The organism is Thalassobacillus cyri (assembly GCF_900107755.1).
In the GTDB taxonomy this organism is placed as follows: Bacteria; Bacillota; Bacilli; order Bacillales; family Halobacillaceae; genus Thalassobacillus; species Thalassobacillus cyri.
In genome coordinates this window covers 118527-142209 of record NZ_FNQR01000011.1, presented here as the reverse complement: position 1 = coordinate 142209, position 23683 = coordinate 118527, and the positions used below count along the sequence as shown (strand labels likewise).

The 23683-nt window shown below is 39.7% G+C and carries 26 protein-coding genes and 6 tRNA genes; 7 read left to right on the top strand and 25 right to left on the bottom strand.

The annotated features are described in order from the left end of the window. A partial coding sequence (locus BLV00_RS14015; protein WP_143030726.1) for an IS3 family transposase occupies window positions 1–120 on the top strand: 120 nt, incomplete at its 5' end. A 287-nt stretch (window positions 121–407) separates the two neighbouring features. Here the strand turns inward: BLV00_RS14015 and BLV00_RS22030 are convergent. The 5 genes from BLV00_RS22030 to rpmG all read right to left on the bottom strand — a co-directional run bounded on the left by BLV00_RS22030 (window position 408) and on the right by rpmG (window position 3570). Beyond that, window positions 408–584, bottom strand: a complete 177-nt coding sequence (locus BLV00_RS22030; RefSeq protein ID WP_176791560.1) for a hypothetical protein — start codon at window positions 582–584, stop codon at window positions 408–410. Window positions 585–635: 51 nt separating this feature from the next. Further along, window positions 636–1601 carry an L-lactate dehydrogenase gene (locus BLV00_RS14010; RefSeq protein ID WP_093045592.1) on the bottom strand — a complete coding sequence of 322 codons (966 nt, stop codon included), beginning with the start codon at window positions 1599–1601 and terminating at the stop codon, window positions 636–638. Window positions 1602–1705: 104 nt separating this feature from the next. After that, entirely contained in the window at window positions 1706–2716 is a 1011-nt protein-coding gene (locus BLV00_RS14005; RefSeq protein ID WP_093045591.1) for a ThiF family adenylyltransferase, read from the bottom strand. A 57-nt stretch (window positions 2717–2773) separates the two neighbouring features. Continuing rightward, window positions 2774–3331, bottom strand: coding sequence for a 5-formyltetrahydrofolate cyclo-ligase (locus BLV00_RS14000; protein ID WP_093045590.1), 558 nt, complete (start codon window positions 3329–3331; stop codon window positions 2774–2776). A gap of 89 nt (window positions 3332–3420) precedes the next feature. Then, the gene (gene rpmG, locus BLV00_RS13995) at window positions 3421–3570 is read right to left on the bottom strand and encodes a 50S ribosomal protein L33 (protein WP_028783218.1); all 150 of its coding nucleotides are present in this window, start codon (window positions 3568–3570) and stop codon (window positions 3421–3423) included. A 192-nt stretch (window positions 3571–3762) separates the two neighbouring features. On the opposite strand from rpmG, the gene BLV00_RS13990 reads away from it, so the two are divergent. Next, entirely contained in the window at window positions 3763–4116 is a 354-nt protein-coding gene (locus tag BLV00_RS13990; protein ID WP_093045589.1) for a hypothetical protein, read from the top strand. After that, the gene (locus BLV00_RS13985; protein ID WP_093045588.1) at window positions 4113–4583 is read left to right on the top strand and encodes an MltG/YceG/YrrL family protein; all 471 of its coding nucleotides are present in this window, start codon (window positions 4113–4115) and stop codon (window positions 4581–4583) included. Before BLV00_RS13990 ends, BLV00_RS13985 begins: the two co-directional genes overlap by 4 nt. Before the next feature lie 123 nt (window positions 4584–4706). Here the strand turns inward: BLV00_RS13985 and phoU are convergent, their stop codons facing one another. The 15 genes from phoU to BLV00_RS13910 form a co-directional block, all read right to left on the bottom strand. Continuing rightward, on the bottom strand, window positions 4707–5366 hold the full coding sequence (phoU, locus tag BLV00_RS13980) for a phosphate signaling complex protein PhoU (protein WP_093045587.1): 660 nt from the start codon (window positions 5364–5366) through the stop codon (window positions 4707–4709). 25 nt (window positions 5367–5391) lie between these two features. Beyond that, complete coding sequence (pstB, locus tag BLV00_RS13975) at window positions 5392–6243, bottom strand: phosphate ABC transporter ATP-binding protein PstB (protein WP_093045586.1); 852 nt, start codon at window positions 6241–6243, stop codon at window positions 5392–5394. A gap of 24 nt (window positions 6244–6267) precedes the next feature. Then, the gene (gene pstA, locus BLV00_RS13970) at window positions 6268–7146 is read right to left on the bottom strand and encodes a phosphate ABC transporter permease PstA (RefSeq protein ID WP_093045585.1); all 879 of its coding nucleotides are present in this window, start codon (window positions 7144–7146) and stop codon (window positions 6268–6270) included. Next, entirely contained in the window at window positions 7146–8093 is a 948-nt protein-coding gene (gene pstC / locus BLV00_RS13965; RefSeq protein WP_093045584.1) for a phosphate ABC transporter permease subunit PstC, read from the bottom strand. The genes pstA and pstC overlap by 1 nt, the downstream gene beginning before the upstream one ends. Window positions 8094–8207: 114 nt before the next feature. Continuing rightward, window positions 8208–9173: a PstS family phosphate ABC transporter substrate-binding protein gene (locus BLV00_RS13960; protein ID WP_093045583.1), complete on the bottom strand. Its 966-nt coding sequence runs from the start codon at window positions 9171–9173 to the stop codon at window positions 8208–8210. A gap of 154 nt (window positions 9174–9327) precedes the next feature. Next, complete coding sequence (locus tag BLV00_RS13955; protein ID WP_093045582.1) at window positions 9328–11469, bottom strand: peptidoglycan D,D-transpeptidase FtsI family protein; 2142 nt, start codon at window positions 11467–11469, stop codon at window positions 9328–9330. 80 nt (window positions 11470–11549) lie between these two features. Continuing rightward, on the bottom strand, window positions 11550–12827 hold the full coding sequence (locus BLV00_RS13950; RefSeq protein WP_093045581.1) for an MFS transporter: 1278 nt from the start codon (window positions 12825–12827) through the stop codon (window positions 11550–11552). Between the two features lie 112 nt (window positions 12828–12939). Beyond that, complete coding sequence (locus tag BLV00_RS13945; protein ID WP_093045580.1) at window positions 12940–13551, bottom strand: superoxide dismutase; 612 nt, start codon at window positions 13549–13551, stop codon at window positions 12940–12942. Window positions 13552–13789: 238 nt separating this feature from the next. Further along, window positions 13790–13865, bottom strand: a tRNA-Phe gene (locus tag BLV00_RS13940). Between the two features lie 22 nt (window positions 13866–13887). After that, window positions 13888–13980, bottom strand: a tRNA-Ser gene (locus BLV00_RS13935). 9 nt (window positions 13981–13989) lie between these two features. Continuing rightward, window positions 13990–14066, bottom strand: a tRNA-Ile gene (locus tag BLV00_RS13930). Window positions 14067–14069: 3 nt separating this feature from the next. Next, a tRNA-His gene (locus BLV00_RS13925) sits at window positions 14070–14145 on the bottom strand. A 30-nt stretch (window positions 14146–14175) separates the two neighbouring features. Then, window positions 14176–14252, bottom strand: a tRNA-Met gene (locus BLV00_RS13920). A 5-nt stretch (window positions 14253–14257) separates the two neighbouring features. Beyond that, a tRNA-Asn gene (locus tag BLV00_RS13915) sits at window positions 14258–14332 on the bottom strand. 392 nt (window positions 14333–14724) lie between these two features. After that, window positions 14725–16359: a Na/Pi cotransporter family protein gene (locus tag BLV00_RS13910; RefSeq protein WP_176791556.1), complete on the bottom strand. Its 1635-nt coding sequence runs from the start codon at window positions 16357–16359 to the stop codon at window positions 14725–14727. Between the two features lie 204 nt (window positions 16360–16563). On the opposite strand from BLV00_RS13910, the gene BLV00_RS13905 reads away from it, so the two are divergent. Continuing rightward, window positions 16564–17061: a DUF1189 family protein gene (locus tag BLV00_RS13905; RefSeq protein WP_093045578.1), complete on the top strand. Its 498-nt coding sequence runs from the start codon at window positions 16564–16566 to the stop codon at window positions 17059–17061. A gap of 21 nt (window positions 17062–17082) precedes the next feature. Here the strand turns inward: BLV00_RS13905 and BLV00_RS13900 are convergent, their stop codons facing one another. Then, entirely contained in the window at window positions 17083–17727 is a 645-nt protein-coding gene (locus BLV00_RS13900; protein WP_093045577.1) for an NfeD family protein, read from the bottom strand. A gap of 127 nt (window positions 17728–17854) precedes the next feature. Between BLV00_RS13900 and BLV00_RS13895 the strand changes: the two genes are divergently transcribed. Next, window positions 17855–18223, top strand: a complete 369-nt coding sequence (locus BLV00_RS13895; protein ID WP_093045576.1) for a hypothetical protein — start codon at window positions 17855–17857, stop codon at window positions 18221–18223. Between the two features lie 105 nt (window positions 18224–18328). Then, window positions 18329–19417, top strand: a complete 1089-nt coding sequence (gene ispG, locus BLV00_RS13890; RefSeq protein ID WP_093045575.1) for a flavodoxin-dependent (E)-4-hydroxy-3-methylbut-2-enyl-diphosphate synthase — start codon at window positions 18329–18331, stop codon at window positions 19415–19417. A 72-nt stretch (window positions 19418–19489) separates the two neighbouring features. On the opposite strand, the gene BLV00_RS13885 is transcribed toward ispG, so the two are convergent. After that, window positions 19490–19897: a hypothetical protein gene (locus BLV00_RS13885; RefSeq protein WP_093045574.1), complete on the bottom strand. Its 408-nt coding sequence runs from the start codon at window positions 19895–19897 to the stop codon at window positions 19490–19492. Between the two features lie 148 nt (window positions 19898–20045). Beyond that, on the bottom strand, window positions 20046–20753 hold the full coding sequence (locus BLV00_RS13880; RefSeq protein ID WP_245728976.1) for a lytic transglycosylase domain-containing protein: 708 nt from the start codon (window positions 20751–20753) through the stop codon (window positions 20046–20048). Window positions 20754–20946: 193 nt separating this feature from the next. On the opposite strand from BLV00_RS13880, the gene BLV00_RS13875 reads away from it, so the two are divergent. Further along, complete coding sequence (locus BLV00_RS13875; protein WP_093045573.1) at window positions 20947–21231, top strand: DUF2624 family protein; 285 nt, start codon at window positions 20947–20949, stop codon at window positions 21229–21231. Window positions 21232–21273: 42 nt separating this feature from the next. Here the strand turns inward: BLV00_RS13875 and BLV00_RS13870 are convergent, their stop codons facing one another. Both BLV00_RS13870 and BLV00_RS13865 read right to left on the bottom strand, forming a co-directional pair. After that, the gene (locus tag BLV00_RS13870; RefSeq protein ID WP_093045572.1) at window positions 21274–22167 is read right to left on the bottom strand and encodes a deoxyribonuclease IV; all 894 of its coding nucleotides are present in this window, start codon (window positions 22165–22167) and stop codon (window positions 21274–21276) included. Between the two features lie 24 nt (window positions 22168–22191). Then, complete coding sequence (locus BLV00_RS13865; RefSeq protein ID WP_093045571.1) at window positions 22192–23511, bottom strand: DEAD/DEAH box helicase; 1320 nt, start codon at window positions 23509–23511, stop codon at window positions 22192–22194. Window positions 23512–23683: the final 172 nt, after the last annotated feature.

The window sequence follows — 23683 nt, the reverse complement described above, 5'->3', positions numbered from 1 at the left end:
GAACATTTTAAGCAGGAACTGAAAGAATACATGGACTACTACAACCATGAAAGAATCAAATCCAGGTTAAGTGGCATGAGTCCCGTCAAATACCGGGAACGTGCCCAGTTAACTGCTTGAATTAAAGAGTGTCCAATATTAAGGGGTCAATTCAGAAGCCTGAGGAAGCTCACCACATTCCCACGAAAAGCGAGTGATTTCCCGGACCTCAAAACGCTCACCAGGACCCAAATTCTTCTCGAAATCAAGTCTTCGACTTTTCGTCCCTATAATTGAATAAAGCGGTTATGAAAAAATCACACCAAGGATTAATGGAGCCTATCCATAACATTTAAAACAAAATAAAAAGAGCCTGAAGCGCAAGCTGTTGCTAGCGGCGACAGACCCTCCATGTCTCAACATAAACTTTACAGGATAGAGGTACGGAATAATCGTTCCCTTACACCAGGTACATTGACGAGGAACATAGCAACGAATTTTCTTATCAAGTGAATTGCAAGCAATTGGTTGATCAGTTTGAAACGGTATTTCAACAATATAAGCAGTATCACAAAGCCGATGATAGTAGATACGGCAGCTCTCATAAAGACACCCCTTCACATGAGTTAGATATCTTTATGATTTCACAAAAGTGCTTATTTATTCTCGAAGAACTTTTGCACAAGTGGTTCCATCGTTTCCCGCAACACACCTGCTGACTGTCTGAACTGATCTTCTTCCACGCGATCCAAATTCAACTTTAATACCTCTCTGATTCCACTCCGGTTTACAATTGCCGGAACACCGATATATATATCATCCTCCCCATATTCACCTTCCAAATAGGCGGAGACAGTCAATACAGAATTCTCATTATGCAGAATCGCTTTCGTGAGCCGTACTAACCCCATAGCGATTCCATAATACGTAGCACCTTTTCGCTGAATGATATGGTAAGCTGCATCGCGTACATTAATAAAGATGTCATCTAAGTCTTCCACTTTATAATCACTAGGGCGCTCGTGGATGCGGTCGAACACAGACCTGCCACCGATATTTGCGTGACTCCATACCGGCAGCTCAGAATCACCATGTTCTCCCATGATATAAGCGTGGACATTCCTGGCATCTACGTTGAAATAATCACTTAAAAGATAACGTAGTCTTGCTGTATCCAAAATCGTACCTGAACCGATGACACGATGAGATGGAAGACCGGAAAATTTCCAAGTCATATAAGTCAATATATCAACAGGGTTCGTTGCCACCACGAATATCCCGTCAAATCCACTTTTCATTACAGATGTGACTATTTCCTTGAAAATCTTACTGTTCTTTTCAACTAAATCAAGTCTGGTCTCCCCCGGTTTCTGATTGGCACCAGCGGTAATGACTACTAAATCTGCATCCTTGCAATCGCTATAATCACCAAACCAAATTCTTTGACTGCCAGGAGCAAATGGTAATCCATGATTGAGATCCATGGCATCGCCTTCTGATTTATCTTTATTTAAATCAATCATAACCAGTTCATCAGCTACACCTTGATTCAATAATGCAAAAGCATAGCTTGACCCGACAAATCCTGTACCTATTAATGCTACCCGATTTACTCTTTCCATCTTTTCAGCTCCCTTCCTGTGTTAACCTTTCCCTTTAGATTGTACACTATTTCACAAACTCTTCAATCACTGAAAACGCTTGAAATCATGACAAATTTAAAAACTTACGAACCAATCAATCGATCATAAATGGCTTTTGCTCGCGTAATGTCATCAACCTCTTGCACTAATACACGCCCATCCGGAAACAAAACTAAGGTTTCTCCAGAATCTAAGGTCGCTTTTAAAAGAAAGGGGGTCTTTTTCACTTCCGCAATGGTTTGGAGGCGCTGTTGCCAAGTATTTAAATCAAATTGTTCCCTTTTATGGATTTGAAAAGAATCACGACCGCAAAGAATGCTATAATCTTGTTCGATATTGGTATGAAGATACGGAAAAGTTTTGGTTTGGCAGGTGGTACAATTAGCTACAGGGTCTTTCAGCTTCATAGAAAATTGCTGGTTATGCCAAATATCAAAGGAATATAAGTCTCTTCTTAATGCTTTATGGTTATTTGTTAAATATTTCATTATTTCTGTTACTTGAAAAGATGATACCATGTCTACAACAGGGGCAATTACCCCAACAGTATCGCATGTCTGTCCACTTCCTGCCCCATCTGGCACCACACATCTCAGACATGGAGTTTCACCTGGTACAAAAAATGCCGTCATCCCTCTTGAGCTGACAGCACCTCCATAAGCAAATGGGATTCCCAGTTTAAAAGAGGCATCGTTCAAAAGATATCGAGTAGAAAAATTATCAGTTCCATCTATCACTACATCGACGCCATCCATGAGTTTTTCAATATTTTCCGAGGTAATATCTGCGACTAGGCCTTCTATCGAAACATCCGGGTTTATTTCCTTTAATCGGTTTTCAGCTGCTACTGCCTTTGGCATCATATCCTTAGCATCTTGTTCGGTATATAGCATCTGTCTCTGCAAATTGCTGTATTCGACGAAATCCCGGTCTACGATACGCACATGACCGACCCCGGCTCTGACCAAATGGTTGCTCGCCACCGTTCCAAGCGCCCCTGCACCTGCTACCAACACCGTTTTTTGCTGCAACTTTGCTTGGCCCTTCTCACCGATTGGTTGAAAGAGAATTTGTCTTGAGTAGCGGTTTTGCATCTTTATCACTCCTACTAGCTTTCTAACGAATTTGGCTAAGGGGTGGAACCATTGTCATTAAAAGACATAGCCATCCTCTGTAATTAAATGGTTTACCGGTATATCGAACTTTTCGTGAGGAAGGTTTTTAACTACCTGTTCTTTAGAAGCAAGAGCTACTGTTTCCCCTTTGTAGCCAGATAAATAACGGTCATAAAACCCTCCTCCATACCCAATACGATACCCATGAAGATCAAACACCAACCCTGGAACTATAATTAAATCTATCGTGTCCCTGTTTACATGTTCACATCGGGAAGGGTCTGGTTCTTGCAAACCGAAATAAACAGTTTCTAATTGATCAAAACTATCTAATTGATAAAAGTTAAGATACTTTGGACCAGGATCACATTTAGGGACGGTCACTCTCTTCCCTTCCTTCCAGGCTCTTTCAATAATAGAAGTAGTCGACCACTCATTTTTTTGAGAAATTGTTATCCCAATTGTGCTTGCCTGCTTGAAAATCATCGATTTGAATAAATGCTCGGCAAGTTCATGTTCAATATTATTTTTCTCTTCAGTTGAAAAATTAGCCATTATTTGTTTGCCTCGGGCTCTTAATTGCACTTTGTCCATCAGAACCACTCCTTACCAGGGACATTTTCACGTGATATGTGCAGGTTTAATTATGTATAAAAAAACAGTAGGATCAAATATCCTACTGCTTACTTAGTTTCACGGTGTAGCGTATATTTACGAAGGCGTGGGCTATATTTTTTCAGCTCAAGACGCTCCGGATTCGTACGCTTGTTTTTAGTTGTAATATAATTGCGGTCACCTGTCTCAGTGCAAGCAAGTGTAATGTTTACACGCATGTTTATCCCTCCATATCCTATCTCGTTTCATAACTCTCTCAGTTGATAATATCAGACTTATTTATAATAGCAGAACTACACTGTCCTTTCAAGCATGCTAATAAAATAATTCACCAAACTTCAACCGTAGTATAGAAAAAACTGCCTTATTATGATATAAATGTAATGTAATTTACATAGGAGTGAACCCAAATGACCACTGCCATCATCACAACAGCCGTTATCGGTCTTCTTTTGTTTATCCTGTCTTTTTTCATGAATGATCGCTTAAAGCAATTGGAAGATGAAGTAGAACAAATTTCGATTTCTTCTCTCCAGGAAATATATAAACTGAAAAGAAAATTGAATATCCTTGAAGAAGAATTATTATTCCACCCTGATAAGGATAACGATCACGTGGACTCGACACTACCTCTTTATAAGCAAGTGGTGTCAATGGAGAAACAAGGTTACACCGTAGCTCAGATCTCTGAAAGAACTACCCTCCATGAGAATGATATCCGCTCCATTTTAGAACAAAATAATGCAAAGAGGATCAGCTTATGAAGCTATTGGTAAGAGCATTCGCCTTAGGTTTACTGGCTTGTTCATCAACTTTCTTCATTATCTGGAATAGTGAAAATACACCCCATGTCCAATCCATGGAAAAAACTATTGAATCATTAAATCAACAAGGCTACATCATCATGGAACAAACCACATATGAACAAAAGCTGGCCCAGCAACACAGGCCTCCAAAGGAATTGGAACAATCTAAAGATGATAAAGTTAGTAAAGAGGAGAAATCGAGCAATAACCAAAATCAGGAGAAAGTGGTTATCAAAATTGAACCGGGCATGAGTTCGAGTGCAATAGCGAGTATCCTTGAAAAAGAAAATATGATTATGGACCAAATCAATTTTCAACAATATTTAGATGAAGCAGATTACAGTCGTTACCTGCAAGTTGGGACGTTCGAATTAAATAATGAAATGTCTTACAAGGAAATTGCCAAAGAAATTACATCTAAATAATAGGTTTCTTTTTTACAGCAAAATGGCAAGGAATCACAGACCTGCTCTCCACGTTATCATATCAAGTCACATAAAAAGAAGGTCAGAGGATGGATAACATCTCTTCTGCCCTTCTTTTTTTAGTTACTCATTCAAATCATAAGTTCTGCCTTTGACAAGGAAAAAGATTTCTTCACCAATGTTGGTAATATGATCGGCAAAACGTTCAATATAACGTGCCGAATAAGCCATTTGCATCAAATACTGAATTTGATCCGGATTATTAGCGGTCAGCTCCAGTAATTCCCGAATCATTTTCCCATATTTTTCATCAATGATATCATCCATTTCAGAGAGTTTTTGGGCGAATGAAATATCTTCCAGCATAAATGCTTTTTGAGCGATATCTACCATATTAAAAGCTACGTCTGCCATTTCCCTAATCCCTGGATGAATAGAAATGGGATGATCTTCACCTAAGTGGATCGTTGCTTTTGAAATATTTTTAGCATGATCAGCCATTCTCTCTAGATCATTCGTAATCTTTATTGCAATGATCAACCTGCGAAGGTCAGTAGCAACCGGTTGTTGTTTTGCAATTAAAATCATAACCTTCTCGTTAATGTCTTCTTCTTTTTCATCGATAAGATGATCATCCTCGATAATCTGTTTAGCTTTTTTGACATCACGGTTGTGTAAAGCTTCAATTGCAATAACCAACGCTTGTTTTGTATCTTCTGCTAATTCTCGGATGTCTGTTTTCAGTTTTTCCAGTTCCTCTGAGAAATGTTCCCTTGTCGGCATAAAGTGATTCCTCCCGAAAATAATATTAACCGAATCTGCCACTGATATAATCTTCTGTCCGCTTATCTGTCGGATTAGAGAACAGATGATCCGTATCAGCGAATTCAATCAGCTCACCATTTAAGAAAAACGCAGTTTTATCGGAGATACGTGCTGCCTGCTGCATATTATGAGTGACAATGATGATGCTATATTTCTTCTTCAACTCTTGAACTAATTCTTCCACTTTCAAGGTAGAAATAGGGTCCAGGGCAGAAGTTGGTTCATCCATTAAAATGACATCCGGTTCAATAGCTAAAGCCCGGGCAATACAAACCCTTTGCTGCTGACCACCTGATAAGCCAAAAGCATTTTCATCGAGACGGTCTTTTACCTCATCCCAAATAGCTGCATCACGAAGACTCTTCTCCACAATTTGATCTAACACAGCTTTTTTCTTAACCCCATGAATGCGCGGTCCGTAAGCGATATTGTCATAAATAGATTTCGGAAATGGGTTAGGCTTTTGAAAAACCATCCCTACTTTCGTTCTTAAGCCCTCCACACTGTGTTTATCTGAAAATATATCCTCTCCGTTATACTGAATGGAGCCTGAGGTTTTAACAATCGGCACCATTTCGACCATACGATTGAGAGTTTTCAAATAAGTCGATTTACCACAACCCGATGGACCGATGATTGCTGTCACTTTATTTTGAGGAACATTCATGTTGATTTCATATAAAGCCTGGTCATTTCCATACCAAAGGTTTAAATTATTGACTTCAAATACATTTTTATCCATAGCAGCCTCACTCTTTGTTTGGTTGTTTTCTTTTATATCTGGCTTGACTGAAGTTTTATTATCGACTTTCTTTTGTTTCAATAGAGTATTCATTGATACATAACCTCCTATCAGAGTTTAATACCGTTTTTGGAACTTGTTACGGATGAAAACTGCAACAGCATTCATGAATAATAGCACAATCAACAATACTAGAATTCCTGCCGCAGCTACGAATTGCCATTCCTCTTGAGGACGGCCAGTCCAGTTAAAAATTTGAATCGGCATAACGGTATACTTAGAAAGCAGCGAATCAGGCAATGTGTAAAGTGCCGTAGCAGCTCCAACAATAATCAACGGAGCCGTTTCTCCAATTGCACGTGATAACGCCAGAATAGTACCAGTAAGGATACCGGGTATTGCAGCAGGAAGAATGACACGGCGAATGGTCTGCCATTTGGATGCCCCCATACCATAGGAAGCTTCTTTTATATCTGATGGTACAGATCTGATCGCTTCCTGTGCTGCAACCACGATGACAGGCAATACTAATAGCGCCATCGTGAGACCGCCCGCGAGAAGTGTATAGCCCAAACGAAGCATATACACAAAGAACGTAAGACCTAGCAGTCCATATACAATTGACGGTACACCAGCTAAATTTTGAATATTAATTTGAATAAATTTTGTCCAACGGTTTTTATAGGCATACTCTTCCAGGAAGATAGCTGTGCCTACCCCTAGTGTTATGGCTACAGGTGCAACAATCGCGATCATCATGATAGACCCGATAAGTCCTGCAAAAATACCCGCTTCTTCTGGATAAGGGGCAGGGAAGCTTGTAATAAAGTCAGAATTTAAATAACCAATCCCTTGAGTCAATATGCGATATAACAATAGTGCCAGGAAAATCAGACCGATTGTAGTTGAAACAAAAAACAAACCTTTAAGCACATTGTTCAGAATCACTCTTCCACGTATTCTTTTTAAATTGTTTTTTTCATCAATACCTGACATCAGTATTCCTCCTTGAACTTGCGCGAGATATACTGGGAAAGCATGTTCATCAGCAGTGTGAACACAAACAGTGTCGCTCCTACAGCATAAATACTATAATAAATGGTTGAACCGAAGGTGGTATCACCTGTCGCTCCCTGTACAATAAAGGCAGTCAACGTCTGAATTGAACGAGTAGGATCGAATGTCAAAGTCGGCGAAGCACCCGCCGCGATAACAACAATCATTGTTTCACCAATCGCTCGTGAGACTGCCAGGACAATAGATGCCACAATTCCAGAAAAAGCTGCAGGAAGTACTACTTTCATGGCAACTTCCAACCTGGTAGCACCTAAAGCTAGCGCCCCTTCTCTCAAACTGTTTGGCACAGAGTTCATGGCATCTTCAGACAGGGAGGCGATCATAGGGATAATCATAATTCCAACAACAATCCCAGCACTTAATGCATTGAAAATTCCTAATCCTGGTACGATATTTTTCAACAATGGTGTTACAAATGTCAAGGCAAAGAACCCGTATACCACAGTAGGAATACCTGCAAGTACTTCCAATGTAGGCTTGATTATTTTACGTGTACGATCACTTGCATACTCACTCAAGAAAATGGCTGACATCAATCCTAACGGGATAGCTACAATTGCAGCAATCAAGGTTATCAGCAGTGTTCCAGTGATCAACGGTAACACTCCAAAGTGACCCGTCCATGGGGACCACTGCGTACCAGTATAAAAGTCAACAATTGAAGTGGTGCTGAAAAAAGTAATCGATTCTCTAAGCAAAGTGAAAAGAATTCCTGCTGTTGTCAATACACTCACAGCAGCACATAAAAACAAAAAGGCAGGAATAAGCTTTTCCAATTTACCAGAGACACTTTTCTTTTTTCTTTTATTTTCAATCATTGTTTGGACATCTATATTCATAGCTTCATTTTGTAAAGCTTTTCCCATGATAAATCCCCTTTCATCCATAAAAAGGCGTTTAACGTCTTCTCTTATTTTCATACAGGAAGGTGGGACTGCACGTAAGCCCCACCCTTCCTCATATTTCTTTTAGCAATTGTTTTATTCAGCTTCAGATTTTAAGGCATCCAGCTGTTCTTGATATTTTTCTTCCGGAAGAGCTACGTACCCGACTTGCTCTGCAGCTTTACCTGCATTTTTCAACAGGTATTCAGAAAAGTCTTTCACTTGCTCTTTCTCTTTGTAAGATTTCATATTTACATAAGTGAACAATGGACGGGAGAAAGGTGTGTAAGAACCATCCTGAATTGTTTCCGGAGTCGGTTTCACTGCTTTTCCTTCCCCATCTTTGATGCCCAACACTTTCAAACTGTCTTCGTTTTCCTTGTAGTAGGCATAACCAAAGAATCCAATTGCATTAGGATCGCTCTCAATTCCGCGTACTAGTACGTTATCATCCTCTGAAAGAGTAGTGTTCTCTCCTTCTTTCATCGGCTTATCTTGTAGTACTACTTCATTGAAATAATCGAAGGTACCTGAATCATGACCAGGGCTGTAGATCTTAATGGTTTCATCCGGCCATTCGGGATTAATGTCTGACCATTTGGTTGCATTATTACCATCTGTAAATATCTTTTTTAAATCTTCTACTGAAAGCTCATTTACGAAATCATTTTGTTTACTAACAACTACTGAAAGTCCATCTTTTGCTACTTCTAATTCTTTGTACTCAACACCATTTTTCTCAGCAGCTTGCTTTTCTTCTTCTTTGATTGGTCTAGAAGCATTACTGAAGTCTGTTTCACCTTTGGTAAATTTCTTAAATCCGCCACCGGATCCAGAAGCGTTTACTGAGACATTCACTTCAGGGTTCTTCTTGTTATATTCATAAGTCAAAGCTTCCATAATCGGGAAAACTGTTGAAGAACCGTCAATGGAGATACTTCCTGATACAGATTCTTTAGAACCTCCATTTTCTCCACCACCAGATTCGCCGCCACATGCAACTAGTACACCTAGCATAAGAACTAATGAAGATAGTAGTGCGAAATTCTTGAAATTTTTCATTTCTTTTCCCCCTACACCATTTGATTTGTGTCGGTTGGCTTGGCCAACTACATCTCCTATCATAGAATCATAGTTTTAATTCAAAATGAAACCAGTGTAAAGATTGTGTAAATTGCCTTGTTCTCCATAAAAAAAGAGCAATACCCATAAGGTATCACTCTTCTTCTTTCTTATCGTCATCTTCCACATCAAGTTTTTCATTTAAATTCTTGACGCCTTCTTTGCTGCGTTCTTTTTTCAACTCAAAATACGCATCAAGGATGTCTTTTGTAATATACTTATTGATACCAGAGCCTGCTCCTTTACCGACATGTGGAACCACCACAGAGAAGGCTACCTCAGGATCGTTGTGTGGTGCATATCCTACCATCGTCAAGTTCTCTGTATCTATCTTATAAGGTTTTCCGTTACTGTCTTCTAAATAAACCGCATTTTCCGCTGTACCGGTTTTTCCAGCCGGACTGTAGTCGACATCATCGAAATATCCGTACGCAGTTCCACCAGGTCGTTGAAATGCATATTGAAAACCAAGCTGTACCCGATCAATATACTTCTGCTCCATATCAATTCGATTTAACACGGTCGTATTAATGTTCTGACTGACCGGCCCTAACTCACCAGGTTCATTAGAAGGCTTGCGAATTTCTTTGACTAGATGAGGCTTGACACGATAACCATCATTGGCAATGGTTGACACGTACTGAGCTAATTGCATTGTAGTATAAGAATTGTACTGACCAATCATTAAGTCAAGCTGAGTTCCCGGAATCGGATCTTCACCTATATAACCGACTGCTTCATAAGGCATGTCAATTCCCGTAGGTACACCAAGACCAAACTGGTTATAATAATAAAGAAATTTCTCATATGTTCCACTCCTGAAGCCTAATGGGTCGTTCGGAATGTAGGTATCCCCGCCCATTCTTATAGCGGCTAAGAACATATATACGTTTGAAGACTTCTGCAGTGCTGTTATGTCATTTACTGGTCCCAATGTCCGCCATGAACTTTTATCTTGTGAGCCCTTTAATTTTAAGGTCCTGTCGTAAATCGTTTCACCAGGCTTCATAACCCCTTCATGTAAGGCCATCAATACCGTAGCACCTTTGACAGTGGAACCAGGAAGGTGCTGGGCCTGGAGTACTTTATAGGAATGGTCTTCTACTAAAGGCTCATCAGATTCCCTATCACGGTTATAATGCATTCCTGAAACTGCCAGCACTTCTCCGGTATTAGGATCCATCATGACCACCATTGCATCTTCTAGAAATCGGTTTTTATAAGGCTGGCGGGCTATTTCTTCTTTCAGTCTTCGTGCCACGATTTCATCGACCCGCTTCTGCAATTCGATATCAATAGAAAGTACTAAATCGTCCCCCCGTGACCCTTGCCTGACCACTTCCGAGTTGACAATATTATGTTTCTTATCTGTTTCATACCGAATTTTTTCCTTTGTTCCTCTTAAAACACTTTCATACTCTTCTTCAAGTCCGCTTTTGCCGACACGATCATTACGACTATAATCCAAGGACAGATAATAATCTTGATTTGCCTTTGGAATACCCTGTTCGGCTGTAGTGATACTTCCGATATAATTTCGAAGCGTGCCTTCAAATGGATATTTTCGATTCCAATCAGATGTTACATTGATACCAGGCAGCTGATTCAAATGTTCAGCAACTGTCGCATATTCCTCAATCGTGATGTCTTCATTCTTAATGATATGCGGAGCTAATGCGGAAGCCTGATCCAGCTCTTTCTTGATTGCAATCACCTGATACTTTTCGAATGGAATCGTTTTAATTTCTTCTTCAGTGATTCGATCGAGCATCAATTGATATACTTTCCCATTGGATAAGTTCTCTGCCTCTTCTGGTGTCACTCTTTCATTCACTTCTTTTTCATGAAGCAAATAATAATATTCTTTTAAATCACGTTCCCGTACTATTTTCTCTAACTCTTTCTTATCTCCCATACTGATATAGTCAGCTAGATCTTCTGCTAACTCTAATCGATCCATTGGCTGCACCCCTTTTGGAGGCGTGTATGTAATCGAATAAAGCGGTTCGTTATCTACAAGGACCCTGCCAAAACGATCATACATTTTACCTCTTGGGACCGGTGTATGGATCGTAGTATTTTCGGTGCGGTTGATTTCTTCCTGGGCATCTTCTCCGTATAAAATCTGTACGACGCCCAATTGCAGTATCAAAGAAGCGAATAATAAAAAAATCACAAAGAACAAAATATTCATTCTCAAAGGAAGATGCGATTTTTTCTTTTTGCTTTTCCCCATCGTCCTCCCCCTTATATGTCAAATTCCACCCATCATTATAACATCTTCCAAGAAATATAAATAGTTGCCAATGGGGAATATTAAGGGTTTTTACTTGTGGTCATTGTCGTATCTGTTACATAAGCGCTCTCCGTTTCCTCTTGTTTACGTAAATCGATGCCTTTTACAAAAAAGTAAATCCAGAAGTGTCCGGATCCTACGATTAACAGGATGAAAGGAATAGCCTGATCTGGGGTAAACAACGTTATGCCAATCAAGAAAATTATGATGGACAGCACTCTTCCTGCATTTAAAAATAATTCACGCACCACAATATATTCAATCCTCATTTCTGCCGCTTTCCATGATTTACCGATGACATCATAGGTCAAAGAAATATAGGGTACATACAATATCGGATAAGATATCCCTATCACTGCCGCATAAATCAACAATGTTGTGAAGTTTACATTAATTAATAATATAGAGAGAGCAAGGTATAACGAAACCCCACCTGCGAAGATCGCCCATTTTCTAAGTCGGGGTTTGATCCACTTTGTTGCCAGAAAATAAAGCACAAAGGCACTCCCGGAGTATACCAGATTAAACATACCTAAAGATAATTCACTCTGTGTAGCGATATACACCCAAATGGAAATGACAAACAAAAATGTCCCTTCCCTGAGCCCTTGAAAAATATGGGCGTTCAAGATTTTACCCCAATTTTTATTGGTCTTACGTTCTTCAAAGATTCGCTTAAAAGAGAAATTCCCCTTCGCTTTTCTCCGCTTTAAAAAGAAGCTTGTGATTACCGCACAAATGAATAACACGAAAGAAATGGTGAAAATCACGGTATAACCTGTAAACGCAGCCATATTAGCGATGATTAAACCTGCTAATATAGGACCGATCATACCACCAAAAGATTGCAGCAGTCCTAAAAAGCCATTAAAGAAATCACGCGTTTCTGGTTCTGTAATTTCGAATGTCAGCACATTAAAGGCGAGCCAGTAAAATCCGTATCCAACACCTAATAAACCGCCCAGCAACATATTAAAGCTGGCGGCCTTCTCTCCTACCACCAATACCGTCAAGAAAAACAAGGATAAAAATATTACCCCCGCCCGCAGTACGACAACGCGATCCACCTTCTTCGCGAATTTTCCTGCAAAAATGAAAGTAATGGGTTGCAAGATATAAATACTCAAATTATATAACGCGATCGCTGTATACTCGCTGGATTGCTTCCACAAATATACATTAACGAATGTATTCGATAAAAAGATACCCAAGGAATAAAGACCGCCAATTAAAAGCAATAGCAGTAAATCCTTATTCACTTCGGTCGGCCCTAAAAGGGAGTGTAATATTTTTTTCATATCTCCAATCTCCTTTACTGTCCTTCTTTAGTTTCTTCAAATGGATTGGAGATATGCAATTTTCTGGGCATGAAAAAAAAGCGCGGACATTAATCCGCGCTTTTCAGTATTATTATTTAGCATCTTGATAACGCTTAGAGACTTCTTCCCAGTTTACTACGTTCCAGAATGCTTTAGCATAATCCGGACGCTTGTTCTGATATTTAAGGTAGTACGCATGCTCCCATACGTCCAACCCTAAAATAGGAGTTTTTCCTTCCATAATCGGTGAGTCCTGGTTAATGGTATCCATCAATTCGATGTTTCCATTGTTTACTACTAACCAGGCCCAGCCTGAACCAAAACGACCCTTGGCTACATTTTCAAATTCTTCTTTGAATTGTTCGAAACTGCCAAACTTTTCGTTAATAGCATTGGCCAGATCACCTGATGGCTCTCCACCACCATTTGGTGACATGATTTGCCAGAATAGAGAGTGGTTCACATGTCCACCACCATTGTTACGGACAGCATTGCGGATATCTTCCGGTACAGCGTCAAGATTGCCAACTAGATCGTCTAATGACTTACTTTCTAAATCTGCATGACCCTCAAGCGCATTGTTCAGCTTTGTCACATAGGTGTTATGGTGTTTTGTGTGGTGGATATTCATTGTTTCCTTGTCAATGTGTGGTTCTAGTGCATCATAAGCGTATGGTAGTTCAGGTAGTTCAAATTTAGCCATAATGAAATTCCTCCTTTTTATAATATGTACCTCAGTGCCTGGAAGCAGTTCCCTGCTTTCAAGCCTCTAATGCAACATTACCAAAGCATCTGAAGTGTTGCAAATATTATGCATATTCTTATTTTCTTTTTATTGACCCTGCTTATATATGTTTCCCTAATAGATTTCCTTAAAACATGATTCTTTTATAGAAACAAAAAAATGCTGACTGTTAGTCAGCATCGCTAGGTATGTAAAGTGGTGGCTTGGGACGGAATCGAACCGCCGACACACGGATTTTCAGTCCGTTGCTCTACCGACTGAGCTACCAAGCCGCATTTTTTACATGATTTAAAATGGCGGAGGAGGAGGGATTCGAACCCCCGCGGGCCGTAAAGCCCCTGGCGGTTTTCAAGACCGCTCCCTTCAGCCAGACTTGGGTACTCCTCCGCATAAAAATGGTGGACCCTGCAGGATTCGAACCTGCGACCGATCGGTTATGAGCCGATAGCTCTAACCAGCTGAGCTAAGGGTCCACATGGGGCGACCGGTGGGGATCGAACCCACGTATGCCGGAACCACAATCCGGTGCGTTAACCACTTCGCCACGACCGCCATGTTAGACTATTAAATTAAAGTTATGTATGGTGTCGGCGGAGGGGATCGAACCCCCGACCTCACGGGTATGAACCGTACGCTCTCGCCAGCTGAGCTACGCCGACATTAATGGCTCCACCGGTAGGATTCGAACCTACGACCAATCGGTTAACAGCCGATTGCTCTACCACTGAGCTACGGTGGAATAATTATAATAAGTATATCATCGAGCTACAATCTAAGTTTCGTGCTCGTCATTCAACCCTTTTGTATGTCTTTCTTACCGAAAGAGACTGTTGAACTCCTCGCAAAGCTTCTTCGATGATTATTCGATGAGGTCAGCTTCGCAAAGCTTGCTTCGATGTGATTTCGAAGAGGTTGGCTTTGTTGAAGCGACGAGATATAATATATCATGTATTTCTGAAGGTGTCAATAGCAAAGAAAAAATCTTAATCAGTAAGAAAGCAACAAAAATAATATAGCATGTTCAAAGACTGCTTTCAAGACTATTTCTATAAATATCTATATCATATCGAGGGTTTCTTTTTTTAAACCAGATATAAAAAACGCACTCAGCTTAACTGAGTGCGTTTTGAATTACTGGTCCTCTTCACCAAGTACTTCTTCCGCAATGTTAACTGCATGGTCTCCAATACGCTCCAAATTACTGATTATATCTACAAATACAATCCCGGCTTGACCTGTACATAACCCTTCGTTCAAGCGAAGAATATGCTTCTTACGATAGGTCCGTTCCATCTGATCAATCTGATCTTCTTTCTGGACAACCGCGAGGGCTTCTTCACGGTCCATCGTTTCTAACGCTTTAGTGGCCTGTCTTACAGTCATAAGCGTCAAGTTGAACATATCGTTTAAGTCTTCTTGAGCCTGCCCTGTCAAATCAACTTTATTAGAAACTTTATAATCGATGAGCTCGATGATATTTTCAAAATGATCTCCGATACGTTCATAGTCTCTGACCGAATCAAGAAGTGCTGAGTGTTTTCTACTGTCTTCATCAGTCAAAGGAGCCACTGATAGTTTGACAAGATAATCTGTAATTTTCCGATCGAGATTATTTAAAGCATCTTCTAACTGCAATGCTACTTCCGCATGCTTCTGCTTGAGGTTATTGGAATAACTACTTGTCTCTTCCAACCCTTTATATGCTAAGTCCCCCATGCGAAGAACTTCTTCTTTCGCTTGATCTAATGCAAGCGATGGGGATTGTTCAATGAAAATCGGATCTAAATGTTGTGGTTTAGAATCCACCGCGGACTCTTCGCCAGGCACCAGTTTGACAACTACCCAAGCTAACACAGCGATAAACGGAAATTGTAATAGCGTATTAGCTATATTAAATGAACCGTGAGCAAATGCAATCGTCATTTCCGGATTAAGATCAAGCGTTTTAGCCAACCACTCCGTATACAAAGTGAATGGTTTTAATAAAAGTAAAAAGAGTATGGCACCCAGCATGTTGAAAATAACATGCGTGAAGGCTGCCCTTCTTGCACCGACACTTGCACCAATTGCAGCTAATACAGCTGTTATTGTTGTACCGATATTGTCACCAAACAACACTGGCAGAGCTGCTTGTAAGTTGACAAGCCCTTCACCATATAGGCCTTGTAAGACACCAATGGTTGCACTGGAGCTTTGAACAATCACTGTAAATACTGTCCCTACCACTACCCCGAGAATAGGGTTTTGACTCATATTTAACGTTAATTCCTGGAAGGCTTCCAATGAACGTAATGGCTTCATCCCGCCACTCATCATTTCAAGGCCAAAGAATAGTGCACCCAGGCCAAAAATGGTTTGTCCAATGTACGTAACCTTTTTATTCTTAAAGAAGAAAATCATGAATGCACCTACTGCAATAATTGGTAAACCATATTCCTTGACATCAATACCAATAATAAATGCAGTCATTGTAGTACCGATATTGGCACCCATAATAACACCGATTGCCTGTCTAAAGCTCATAAAACCGGCGTTTACCAGACCGACCGTCAGCACAGTAGTGGTTGAACTACTTTGAAGTAATGCTGTCGTAACTGCACCCGCTATAACTCCCATGAAAGGATTCCTGGTAAAGCGATCCAGCAAGTTGCGCAAATTATCTCCTGCTGTCTGCTGCAACCCGTCTCCCATGTACTTTAATCCAAATAAGAAAATACCCAGACCGCCGATAAATTCAAAAATCATTTGTTGAACATCAAATTCCAACGGTTGTCCACCCCTTCTGTTCATCCAAAGTTTTGTTTCTCTTTAAACACCTCTACCATTATTAATGACTTTCAAAACATTTGTAAAGAAAAACTGTTAAATTTAACACTAAATTTACATTCGGTTAATAATCAGATTTCCCTTGTCGATACTTGTTCCCTGCTTTAATATGAAAGAGGTACATAATCAAAGGAGAATATTTTAATGAGTAAAACACAATTATTGATAAAAAGCTGTTATCATTTCAAACTAATCAGCGCTTTTCGTTTTCAGCCGATCGGAAAAGCAATTGGTTATATTTTCTTTTTAAGCTTAATAGTCTTAATCCCGGTTCTTTTAAGCATGATTTTCTCTACTTTATTTTCTACCGGGGAAGGCTCTGGAGGAATAATGAAAGGAATCTCAAGCGGTGTTTTTACCATCATCTTTCTGCCCTTTATCTATTTACTGATTTCATTGTTATTATTCTGCAGTGCCAGCTTATTGGCAGGCATCGGCCTCATCTATGTAAAAGCAGGGAACAAACGAGCAGATTATAAGCAATTATGGAATATGAGTACACTTTCCATCACTGCTCCAACCATCATTTTAGTGGTAGTTGAATCTTTTCTCTGGTCAGTTTCTTCTATTATATTTGTTTATATTTTTGCAACCGCTGTCTATCTATTTTTGAGTATGCGCTATATCCCCAAAATGAAATGACCCGCCGATCTTTCTGGCGGGTCATTTTACATCATTGTTTTGTTTTTTTGCCACCAATATCTTTGTTCCGTCAACTGCTTCTACCATAATTGTTGCACCCTTGGAAATCCATTGACCGTTAGTGACAGCACTGTAGTCTCTTCCTTTGATTTGTACAGTTCCCACAGGGCGCATATCTGTCTGTGCAACCCCTTCCTCGTTTAACAAACTCTTATAGGTTTCATTCATGGTATTATAACCAGCTTCTGTAGATAATTGATCGATCAATGTGATTTTAGACCACATATCTCTTCTTTTGAATGCTTTTAAAAAGAAGAGGGAACTAGCTCCCCCGAGAATTACACCAATTACACCGTACAAGCCAGCAACCCAATTAGGTGAGCTGAATCCTACTGCAATGATCATACACACGGCACCGATCGTAGCTAATGTACCATCATTTATTAATTTTCCATCAATGATAATTAAAATGAGACCGATCAAATAAATCAACATCATAAGAATAAACATACTTGGGGATAGAAAGGAGTAAAAAAATACGGTGATAAACCCTAACCCTAATATTCCGAATAAACCCCGGGCATTGACAAGCAGCTCCCCAATCAAAAATAACGTTCCAAAAAACGTTATTAGAAAACTTACCCAATCATTTTGTAAAATTCCCATATTTACACGCCCTCTCCGTACTTTATTCATATATACGAATTACATATAATATTGGTTTCAAAAAAGGAAAGTTTTTGGTGTAAGGCGAATAGTACACATATATCATTAAATGGGGGAGGCTGTTAGTATGAAGAAATTAGGTTTATTTATCTTAATGATACTGCTTTTAGTCAGTTTATACAAAGACTTGACTATTGGTACTACGATCAATAGGAGTGAATCAGATCATAAAGTAAATACCATAGAAAATCCTCCACCTCCACAAGGAGATATACTCGAGCCTCCGTTACGTTATAACCAAAAGGTTCCGGTAAAAGTGAAAGCTGGGGATACGGTACTTTCTATCATGGAACAACTCCATAATGGTGAGTATTACCATTCCATGAATACCATGATTGAGGATTTTCAACAATTGAACCCTGGAATAGACCCCTCCAGCCTTACGATTGAAAAAGTTTATTATTTTCCATTATATGAAAAAGATCAGTTAGAATAGATAATCTAAGTAATCTTACTTCTCATTTATACATTTAGGCCTTATAATAAGGGATGGTATAAAAAAATACCCTTCAATGTGAACAAACAAAGGAGCGTTTCACTTATGGCAATTACGCATAGAAAAGATACCCGGCCAGTCAGAGTCGGCGATTTGATAATTGGTGGTTCGGACCAGGTTGTGGTTCAATCCATGACTACGACAAAAACTCATGATGTAGAAGCTACAGTAAACGAAATTCATCGTTTAGAAGAAGCCGGATGCCAAGTTGTGAGGGTAGCATGTCCAGACGATCGTGCTGCTGATGCCATCCCTGAAATTAAAAAACGCATCAATATCCCCCTTGTAGTTGATATTCACTTTGATTATAAAATGGCATTAAAAGCAATCGAAGGCGGAGCAGATAAAATCCGTATCAACCCTGGAAATATCGGCCGCCGTGAGAAAGTAGAAGCAGTGGTAAATGCCGCTAAAAAAAGAGGCATTCCTATTCGCATCGGCGTAAACGCTGGTTCGTTAGAAAAGCATATCCTAAAGAAATATGGCTATCCAACAGCAGAAGGTATGGTAGAAAGCGCCTTACATCATATCAAAATTCTGGAAGACCTTGATTTTCATGATATTATTGTTTCCTTAAAAGCATCAGATGTTCAACTGGCGATTGAAGCTTATACAAAAGCGGCGGAAGCAATCAAATACCCATTGCATCTTGGGATTACCGAATCCGGCACACAATTCGCTGGTACTGTGAAAAGTGCGGCAGGCCTTGGTGCTATCTTAAGCAAAGGCATCGGAAGTACGTTACGTATCTCTTTGAGTGCCGATCCGGTAGAAGAAGTCAAAGTCGGACGTGAACTATTGAAATCATTTGGGCTGGCTGCCAATGCTGCTACCTTGATTTCCTGCCCTACATGCGGCCGTATTGAAATCGATTTGATTTCCATTGCGAATGAAGTGGAAGAATATATTTCAACCATTAAAGCACCTATAAAAGTAGCAGTTCTTGGCTGTGCAGTAAATGGGCCAGGGGAAGCTCGTGAAGCAGACATTGGAATCGCAGGCGCCAGAGGTGAAGGTTTATTATTCCGTCACGGTGAAATCATTCGTAAAGTACCAGAGGATATCATGGTGGAAGAATTGAAAAAAGAAGTCGATAAACTTGCTGAAGAACATTATAAAAAACAAGAAGCATAAAAGGTGAGCCCATTTGGGCTCACCTTTTTTAAAAATAGGACATCCATTAAACAGATAATCCCACTTTTCCGCCTAAAACGCGGTGAAGAAGAGTGATAAAAGAATGGAAGCCGCACCGATGAATATAGCTGTATTACCTAAGGTTTCGGCCCCTCTTCTTCTCGAAATGAACCCAAGTACAATCCCTGCTCCCCCTAAAAGAATTGGAGCGATGAATAAAGACAATCCAGCAATCACCAAAGCTAACCAGCCCATACCGGTTTTCACTTCCGTTTGCATCTCTGTCTCTTGTTCTTCGGATTTTATGGTTTCATTTGGGCTCATTGCGAGTTCTTGCGCATACTCTTCCTCATAACCCTTTGATCGATAAGGCTCGTCATGATAAACCAGCCCTTGCTTTTCTTCCTGCTTAGTATCATCTCCATAATGAGGTCCTTTTTCTACCTCATCATAGGTTGAGCGCTTTTTGGAATCATCCATTTTAACACCCTCGCTTTCTTTATGGAGATTCCTTCATATTGTCTGCAGGTTAACATTAAACTTACGAGGAAATAGTTACATGACTAGGAAATAAGCACAAATTTAAAACGCTATTGAACAGGTATATCCCGTCCAATAACGTTTTTGATCAATTAGCTGATGCAAATGTCGGATGTGTTTCTGCATTTTCTTGTATTTCCACAGCATACCAGCTTTTCGCATGTCCATTCTTATCCTTATAATTTTCTAAGCCACCCATGCCACGATGGTAAGCGGTCAATGCTTCATTCCAGTTACCATATTTCCCATGCAGGTAATCCAGATAGATCATCGATAATTGCATAGAATAATATGGGTCGAATAATAATTCATCTTTATATGGAAGTCCTCCCATATCAGCGATCCATGGAGCAGTGTTTTTCATGAACTGCGCCATGCCATAGGCTCGTCCATATTTCGTAGCGGGTCCAACCAATTCCGGGTTGAAGGTACCTCCTGTTTCCACTTTTAATAATTCATAAACCAAAAATGGATCTATGCCATAACGTTCTGTTTCTCTGACAAGAAACATGGCCCAGGATTTCTTAAACCTTCCCTCGCTCTCTTTTACTAAGCGATCCGCTGTCAATTCCAACTCGTGCCATTCATAATATCCTTCTTCAAGTTTTTGTGATTTTTTTGGGGGAGCTGACAGAGCGCTGTCTACAGCAACTCTTTTATTAGTATCCTCTTCTGCAGTACTGTTACCTTCTGCAGTAGTTTTGGTATCATCCTTCATAAAATGGATAACAAAAAAGAATAAGCCGACAAGGAGCACGATTGCTCCAATTTGGAACATCTTCTTTAATGATTTCATTACTTCACTCCTTAATACGGGTACAAATTCTGCTTTTTATACGATTACACTTGAGAAATCGACTCATCAACCGATACTAACGGACTAGGTGTTAGAAAGCAATTGATAAACACTATATTCCTGAACTTACCATTCACGTTTCCATTATGTAGGAATAGGATGTGAAGAGTACTCGTGTCGAGGAGGATTCGCTATGAAAGATATGGCACAACATATAGTTACCCGAAAATTGAAGCAGTTAACCGTAAAAGATGTATTAAAATATTGTGAAAAGTATGGTATACAAATTACTAAGCAGGAAGCAGATCAAATCATCAAAGAATTGAAGCATAATAATTTCAACCCATTAAACGCCAATGAGCGTATAACTATGTTAAAGAAGCTGGCCGCTATTACAAGTCCTGATACTGCCAAAAAAGTGAATCGTATTCTTTATCAAATAGCTGAAGAATACGGTGTAAGTCACTTACTTAAATGAAAAAACGCACCAACACTCATTACGAGGTTGGTGCGTTTTTCGTTATTGTTTCATAATTTTACTTTTTAAATCTTCATCAAAACTTTTTGCTTTCAACATTTCAATCTCAAATTTATATGGAGGCTTTTTATTTTTCTTATCTTCTCCGACATAAGGAGTTTCAAGGATTTTAGGTAAATCCTCCAATTGCGGATGATGAACGACATAACTCAGTGCATTAAAACCAATATGACCAAATCCAATGTTTTCGTGACGGTCTTTAGCTGCTCCACGTTCATTTTTACTGTCGTTCACATGAATGACTTTCAGGCGATCAAGGCCGATGATTTTATCGAACTCTTCAAGGACACCGTCGAAATCATTAACGACATCATAACCTGCATCATGGATGTGACAAGTATCGAGACAAATGGACAATTTGTCATTCATCTCTACTCCATCGATGATCTTAGCCAATTCATCAAAAGTCCTTCCGCACTCGGAGCCTTTACCTGCCATCGTTTCTAAAGCAATCTGCGCTTTTTGATCTTTATGCAGCACTTCATTCAAACCAGAAATGATCTTGTCTATCCCTTGGTCTGTTCCTGCTCCCACATGAGCACCCGGATGCAAGACAATCTGATTGGCACCAATTGCTTCCGTTCTTAAGATTTCATTCCTTAGAAAATCGACACCTAATTGAAACGTCTCCGGCTTTGTGGTGTTTCCTACATTAATGATATAAGGAGCATGAACCACAATGTCCCCGATTTCATGCGTTTGCATATGTTCCAATCCCGTTTCGATATTCAATTCTTCTATCGGTCTTCTTCGTGTATTTTGTGGAGCGCCAGTATAGATCATAAATGTATTAGAGCCATAGGATGCGGCCTCTTCACTTGCTCCTAAAAGCATTTTTTTCCCCTTCATTGAAACGTGTGAACCAATCTTCACCATACTACTACACCTCTGTCATCTATATTATTTCTTCTTAAAGTTATTCCTTTTTAGTTTTTTCATGTTCTTTTCTGCTTGCTGCTTCATTTTCTTTTTATATCCAGGCTTTACTTTTTTCGGTTTTTTCACCATATTCCATGCCTGTTTTTCCACGGTCGATTCGTTAGTTTTTTCACGTTTTTGGCGTTCATTGTATGATTTTACTTCTTTCCATTCGCCATTGCGGATATCATAAAAGTCAAAAGAAATCCCTTTTTTCTCTAAACGCTGAACCAACGGAAGGTCGTAGTCATTAAAAAGGTTGATAGCAGTTCCTTCAAGTCCGGCACGCGCAGTCCGTCCGACACGATGAATGTAAAACTCCTCTTCCTTCGGCATTTGTGCATTGATAACATGGCTTACCCCTTGAATGTCTATCCCACGTGAAGCTAGATCAGTTGCTACGATGTATTGATAACGAAGGTTTTGCAATTCTTTTAACATCCGTTTTCTTTCACGAGGGGATAAACCACCATGGATGACTCCTACTTCCAATCCCTTTTCCTGTAGTTCAACAGCAAGTCGATCGGCATGCTCTTTTCCATTTGTAAATATAATGGCCAAGTATGGTTGAATAACCTTGGATATAGTGATGATCATATCTGCGGGTGAACGATGACGTAACGGAATTACCAAATGTTCCATCAAAGCAGGAGATGGCGTATCATCTTTAATCTGAATATGCGTTGGGTTGGAAAGGTATTTTTTCAAAAATGGCTGCAGACGTTCCGGAATAGTTGCAGAAAATACTAGCAGTTGAACATTTTGTTTCATCCGTATCAGTATCTGATCGACATCATCAATAAAACCTAAATCAAGCATCAAATCAGCTTCATCCAATACAAAAGCGTTTGCCTGGTGCAAATCAAGCGCTTCCTCCTTCACGAGGTCCATAATGCGCCCAGGAGTACCCACAACAATGTGTGGAGGCTCTTTCAATTTTTCCACTGTTTTTTGCTTATCTGTCCCTCCGATAAGCAGCTTTGCTTTCCAGCGATGGTCTTTTTCAGCAAAATGAATGCTTTTACGCACTTCATCATAAATTTGGATAGCCAGCTCCCGCGTAGGAGCTGTGATCACAAATTGCACGTGGTTTTTAGTTTCATCTAATGTATTGAAAAGTGGTAACAAATAAGAGTGGGTTTTCCCTGAACCTGTATGAGACTGACCGATGATGCTTTCTCCTCGTAAAACAGCTGGGATAACCTGCTGTTGAATCGGAGTAGGTTCTGTAAATCCATATTTAGCAATAATGTCACTGACTATCGGGTGTATAGCAAACTGATTGAACTCATGATTTTTCATATAATTACTCCTTTTTCTAGACAAGTTCAGAGTGAGACCGAACTTTGTGGGTAAAAGAACTTCCTTCCTCATTATAGTAGACACAAGCAACAATTGCACGCTTATAAACAGCTCTTCTTTGTCATCTTCCACTTTTCCCTTTATAATGAAATTGATGCATGAAAGAAAGATG

Bases quoted from the DNA above. Each gene is read 5' to 3' on its own strand.
- BLV00_RS22030 (WP_176791560.1), bottom strand. From the start codon at position 584: ATGAGAGCTGCCGTATCTACTATCATCGGCTTTGTGATACTGCTTATA.
- BLV00_RS14010 (WP_093045592.1), bottom strand. From the start codon at position 1,601: ATGGAAAGAGTAAATCGGGTAGCATTAATAGGTACAGGATTTGTCGGG.
- BLV00_RS14005 (WP_093045591.1), bottom strand. From the start codon at position 2,716: ATGCAAAACCGCTACTCAAGACAAATTCTCTTTCAACCAATCGGTGAG.
- BLV00_RS14000 (WP_093045590.1), bottom strand. From the start codon at position 3,331: ATGGACAAAGTGCAATTAAGAGCCCGAGGCAAACAAATAATGGCTAAT.
- rpmG (WP_028783218.1), bottom strand. From the start codon at position 3,570: ATGCGTGTAAACATTACACTTGCTTGCACTGAGACAGGTGACCGCAAT.
- BLV00_RS13990 (WP_093045589.1), top strand. From the start codon at position 3,763: ATGACCACTGCCATCATCACAACAGCCGTTATCGGTCTTCTTTTGTTT.
- BLV00_RS13985 (WP_093045588.1), top strand. From the start codon at position 4,113: ATGAAGCTATTGGTAAGAGCATTCGCCTTAGGTTTACTGGCTTGTTCA.
- phoU (WP_093045587.1), bottom strand. From the start codon at position 5,366: ATGCCGACAAGGGAACATTTCTCAGAGGAACTGGAAAAACTGAAAACA.
- pstB (WP_093045586.1), bottom strand. From the start codon at position 6,243: ATGAATACTCTATTGAAACAAAAGAAAGTCGATAATAAAACTTCAGTC.
- pstA (WP_093045585.1), bottom strand. From the start codon at position 7,146: ATGTCAGGTATTGATGAAAAAAACAATTTAAAAAGAATACGTGGAAGA.
- pstC (WP_093045584.1), bottom strand. From the start codon at position 8,093: ATGGGAAAAGCTTTACAAAATGAAGCTATGAATATAGATGTCCAAACA.
- BLV00_RS13960 (WP_093045583.1), bottom strand. From the start codon at position 9,173: ATGAAAAATTTCAAGAATTTCGCACTACTATCTTCATTAGTTCTTATG.
- BLV00_RS13955 (WP_093045582.1), bottom strand. From the start codon at position 11,469: ATGGGGAAAAGCAAAAAGAAAAAATCGCATCTTCCTTTGAGAATGAAT.
- BLV00_RS13950 (WP_093045581.1), bottom strand. From the start codon at position 12,827: ATGAAAAAAATATTACACTCCCTTTTAGGGCCGACCGAAGTGAATAAG.
- BLV00_RS13945 (WP_093045580.1), bottom strand. From the start codon at position 13,551: ATGGCTAAATTTGAACTACCTGAACTACCATACGCTTATGATGCACTA.
- BLV00_RS13905 (WP_093045578.1), top strand. From the start codon at position 16,564: ATGAGTAAAACACAATTATTGATAAAAAGCTGTTATCATTTCAAACTA.
- BLV00_RS13900 (WP_093045577.1), bottom strand. From the start codon at position 17,727: ATGGGAATTTTACAAAATGATTGGGTAAGTTTTCTAATAACGTTTTTT.
- BLV00_RS13895 (WP_093045576.1), top strand. From the start codon at position 17,855: ATGAAGAAATTAGGTTTATTTATCTTAATGATACTGCTTTTAGTCAGT.
- ispG (WP_093045575.1), top strand. From the start codon at position 18,329: ATGGCAATTACGCATAGAAAAGATACCCGGCCAGTCAGAGTCGGCGAT.
- BLV00_RS13885 (WP_093045574.1), bottom strand. From the start codon at position 19,897: ATGGATGATTCCAAAAAGCGCTCAACCTATGATGAGGTAGAAAAAGGA.
- BLV00_RS13880 (WP_245728976.1), bottom strand. From the start codon at position 20,753: ATGAAATCATTAAAGAAGATGTTCCAAATTGGAGCAATCGTGCTCCTT.
- BLV00_RS13875 (WP_093045573.1), top strand. From the start codon at position 20,947: ATGAAAGATATGGCACAACATATAGTTACCCGAAAATTGAAGCAGTTA.
- BLV00_RS13870 (WP_093045572.1), bottom strand. From the start codon at position 22,167: ATGGTGAAGATTGGTTCACACGTTTCAATGAAGGGGAAAAAAATGCTT.
- BLV00_RS13865 (WP_093045571.1), bottom strand. From the start codon at position 23,511: ATGAAAAATCATGAGTTCAATCAGTTTGCTATACACCCGATAGTCAGT.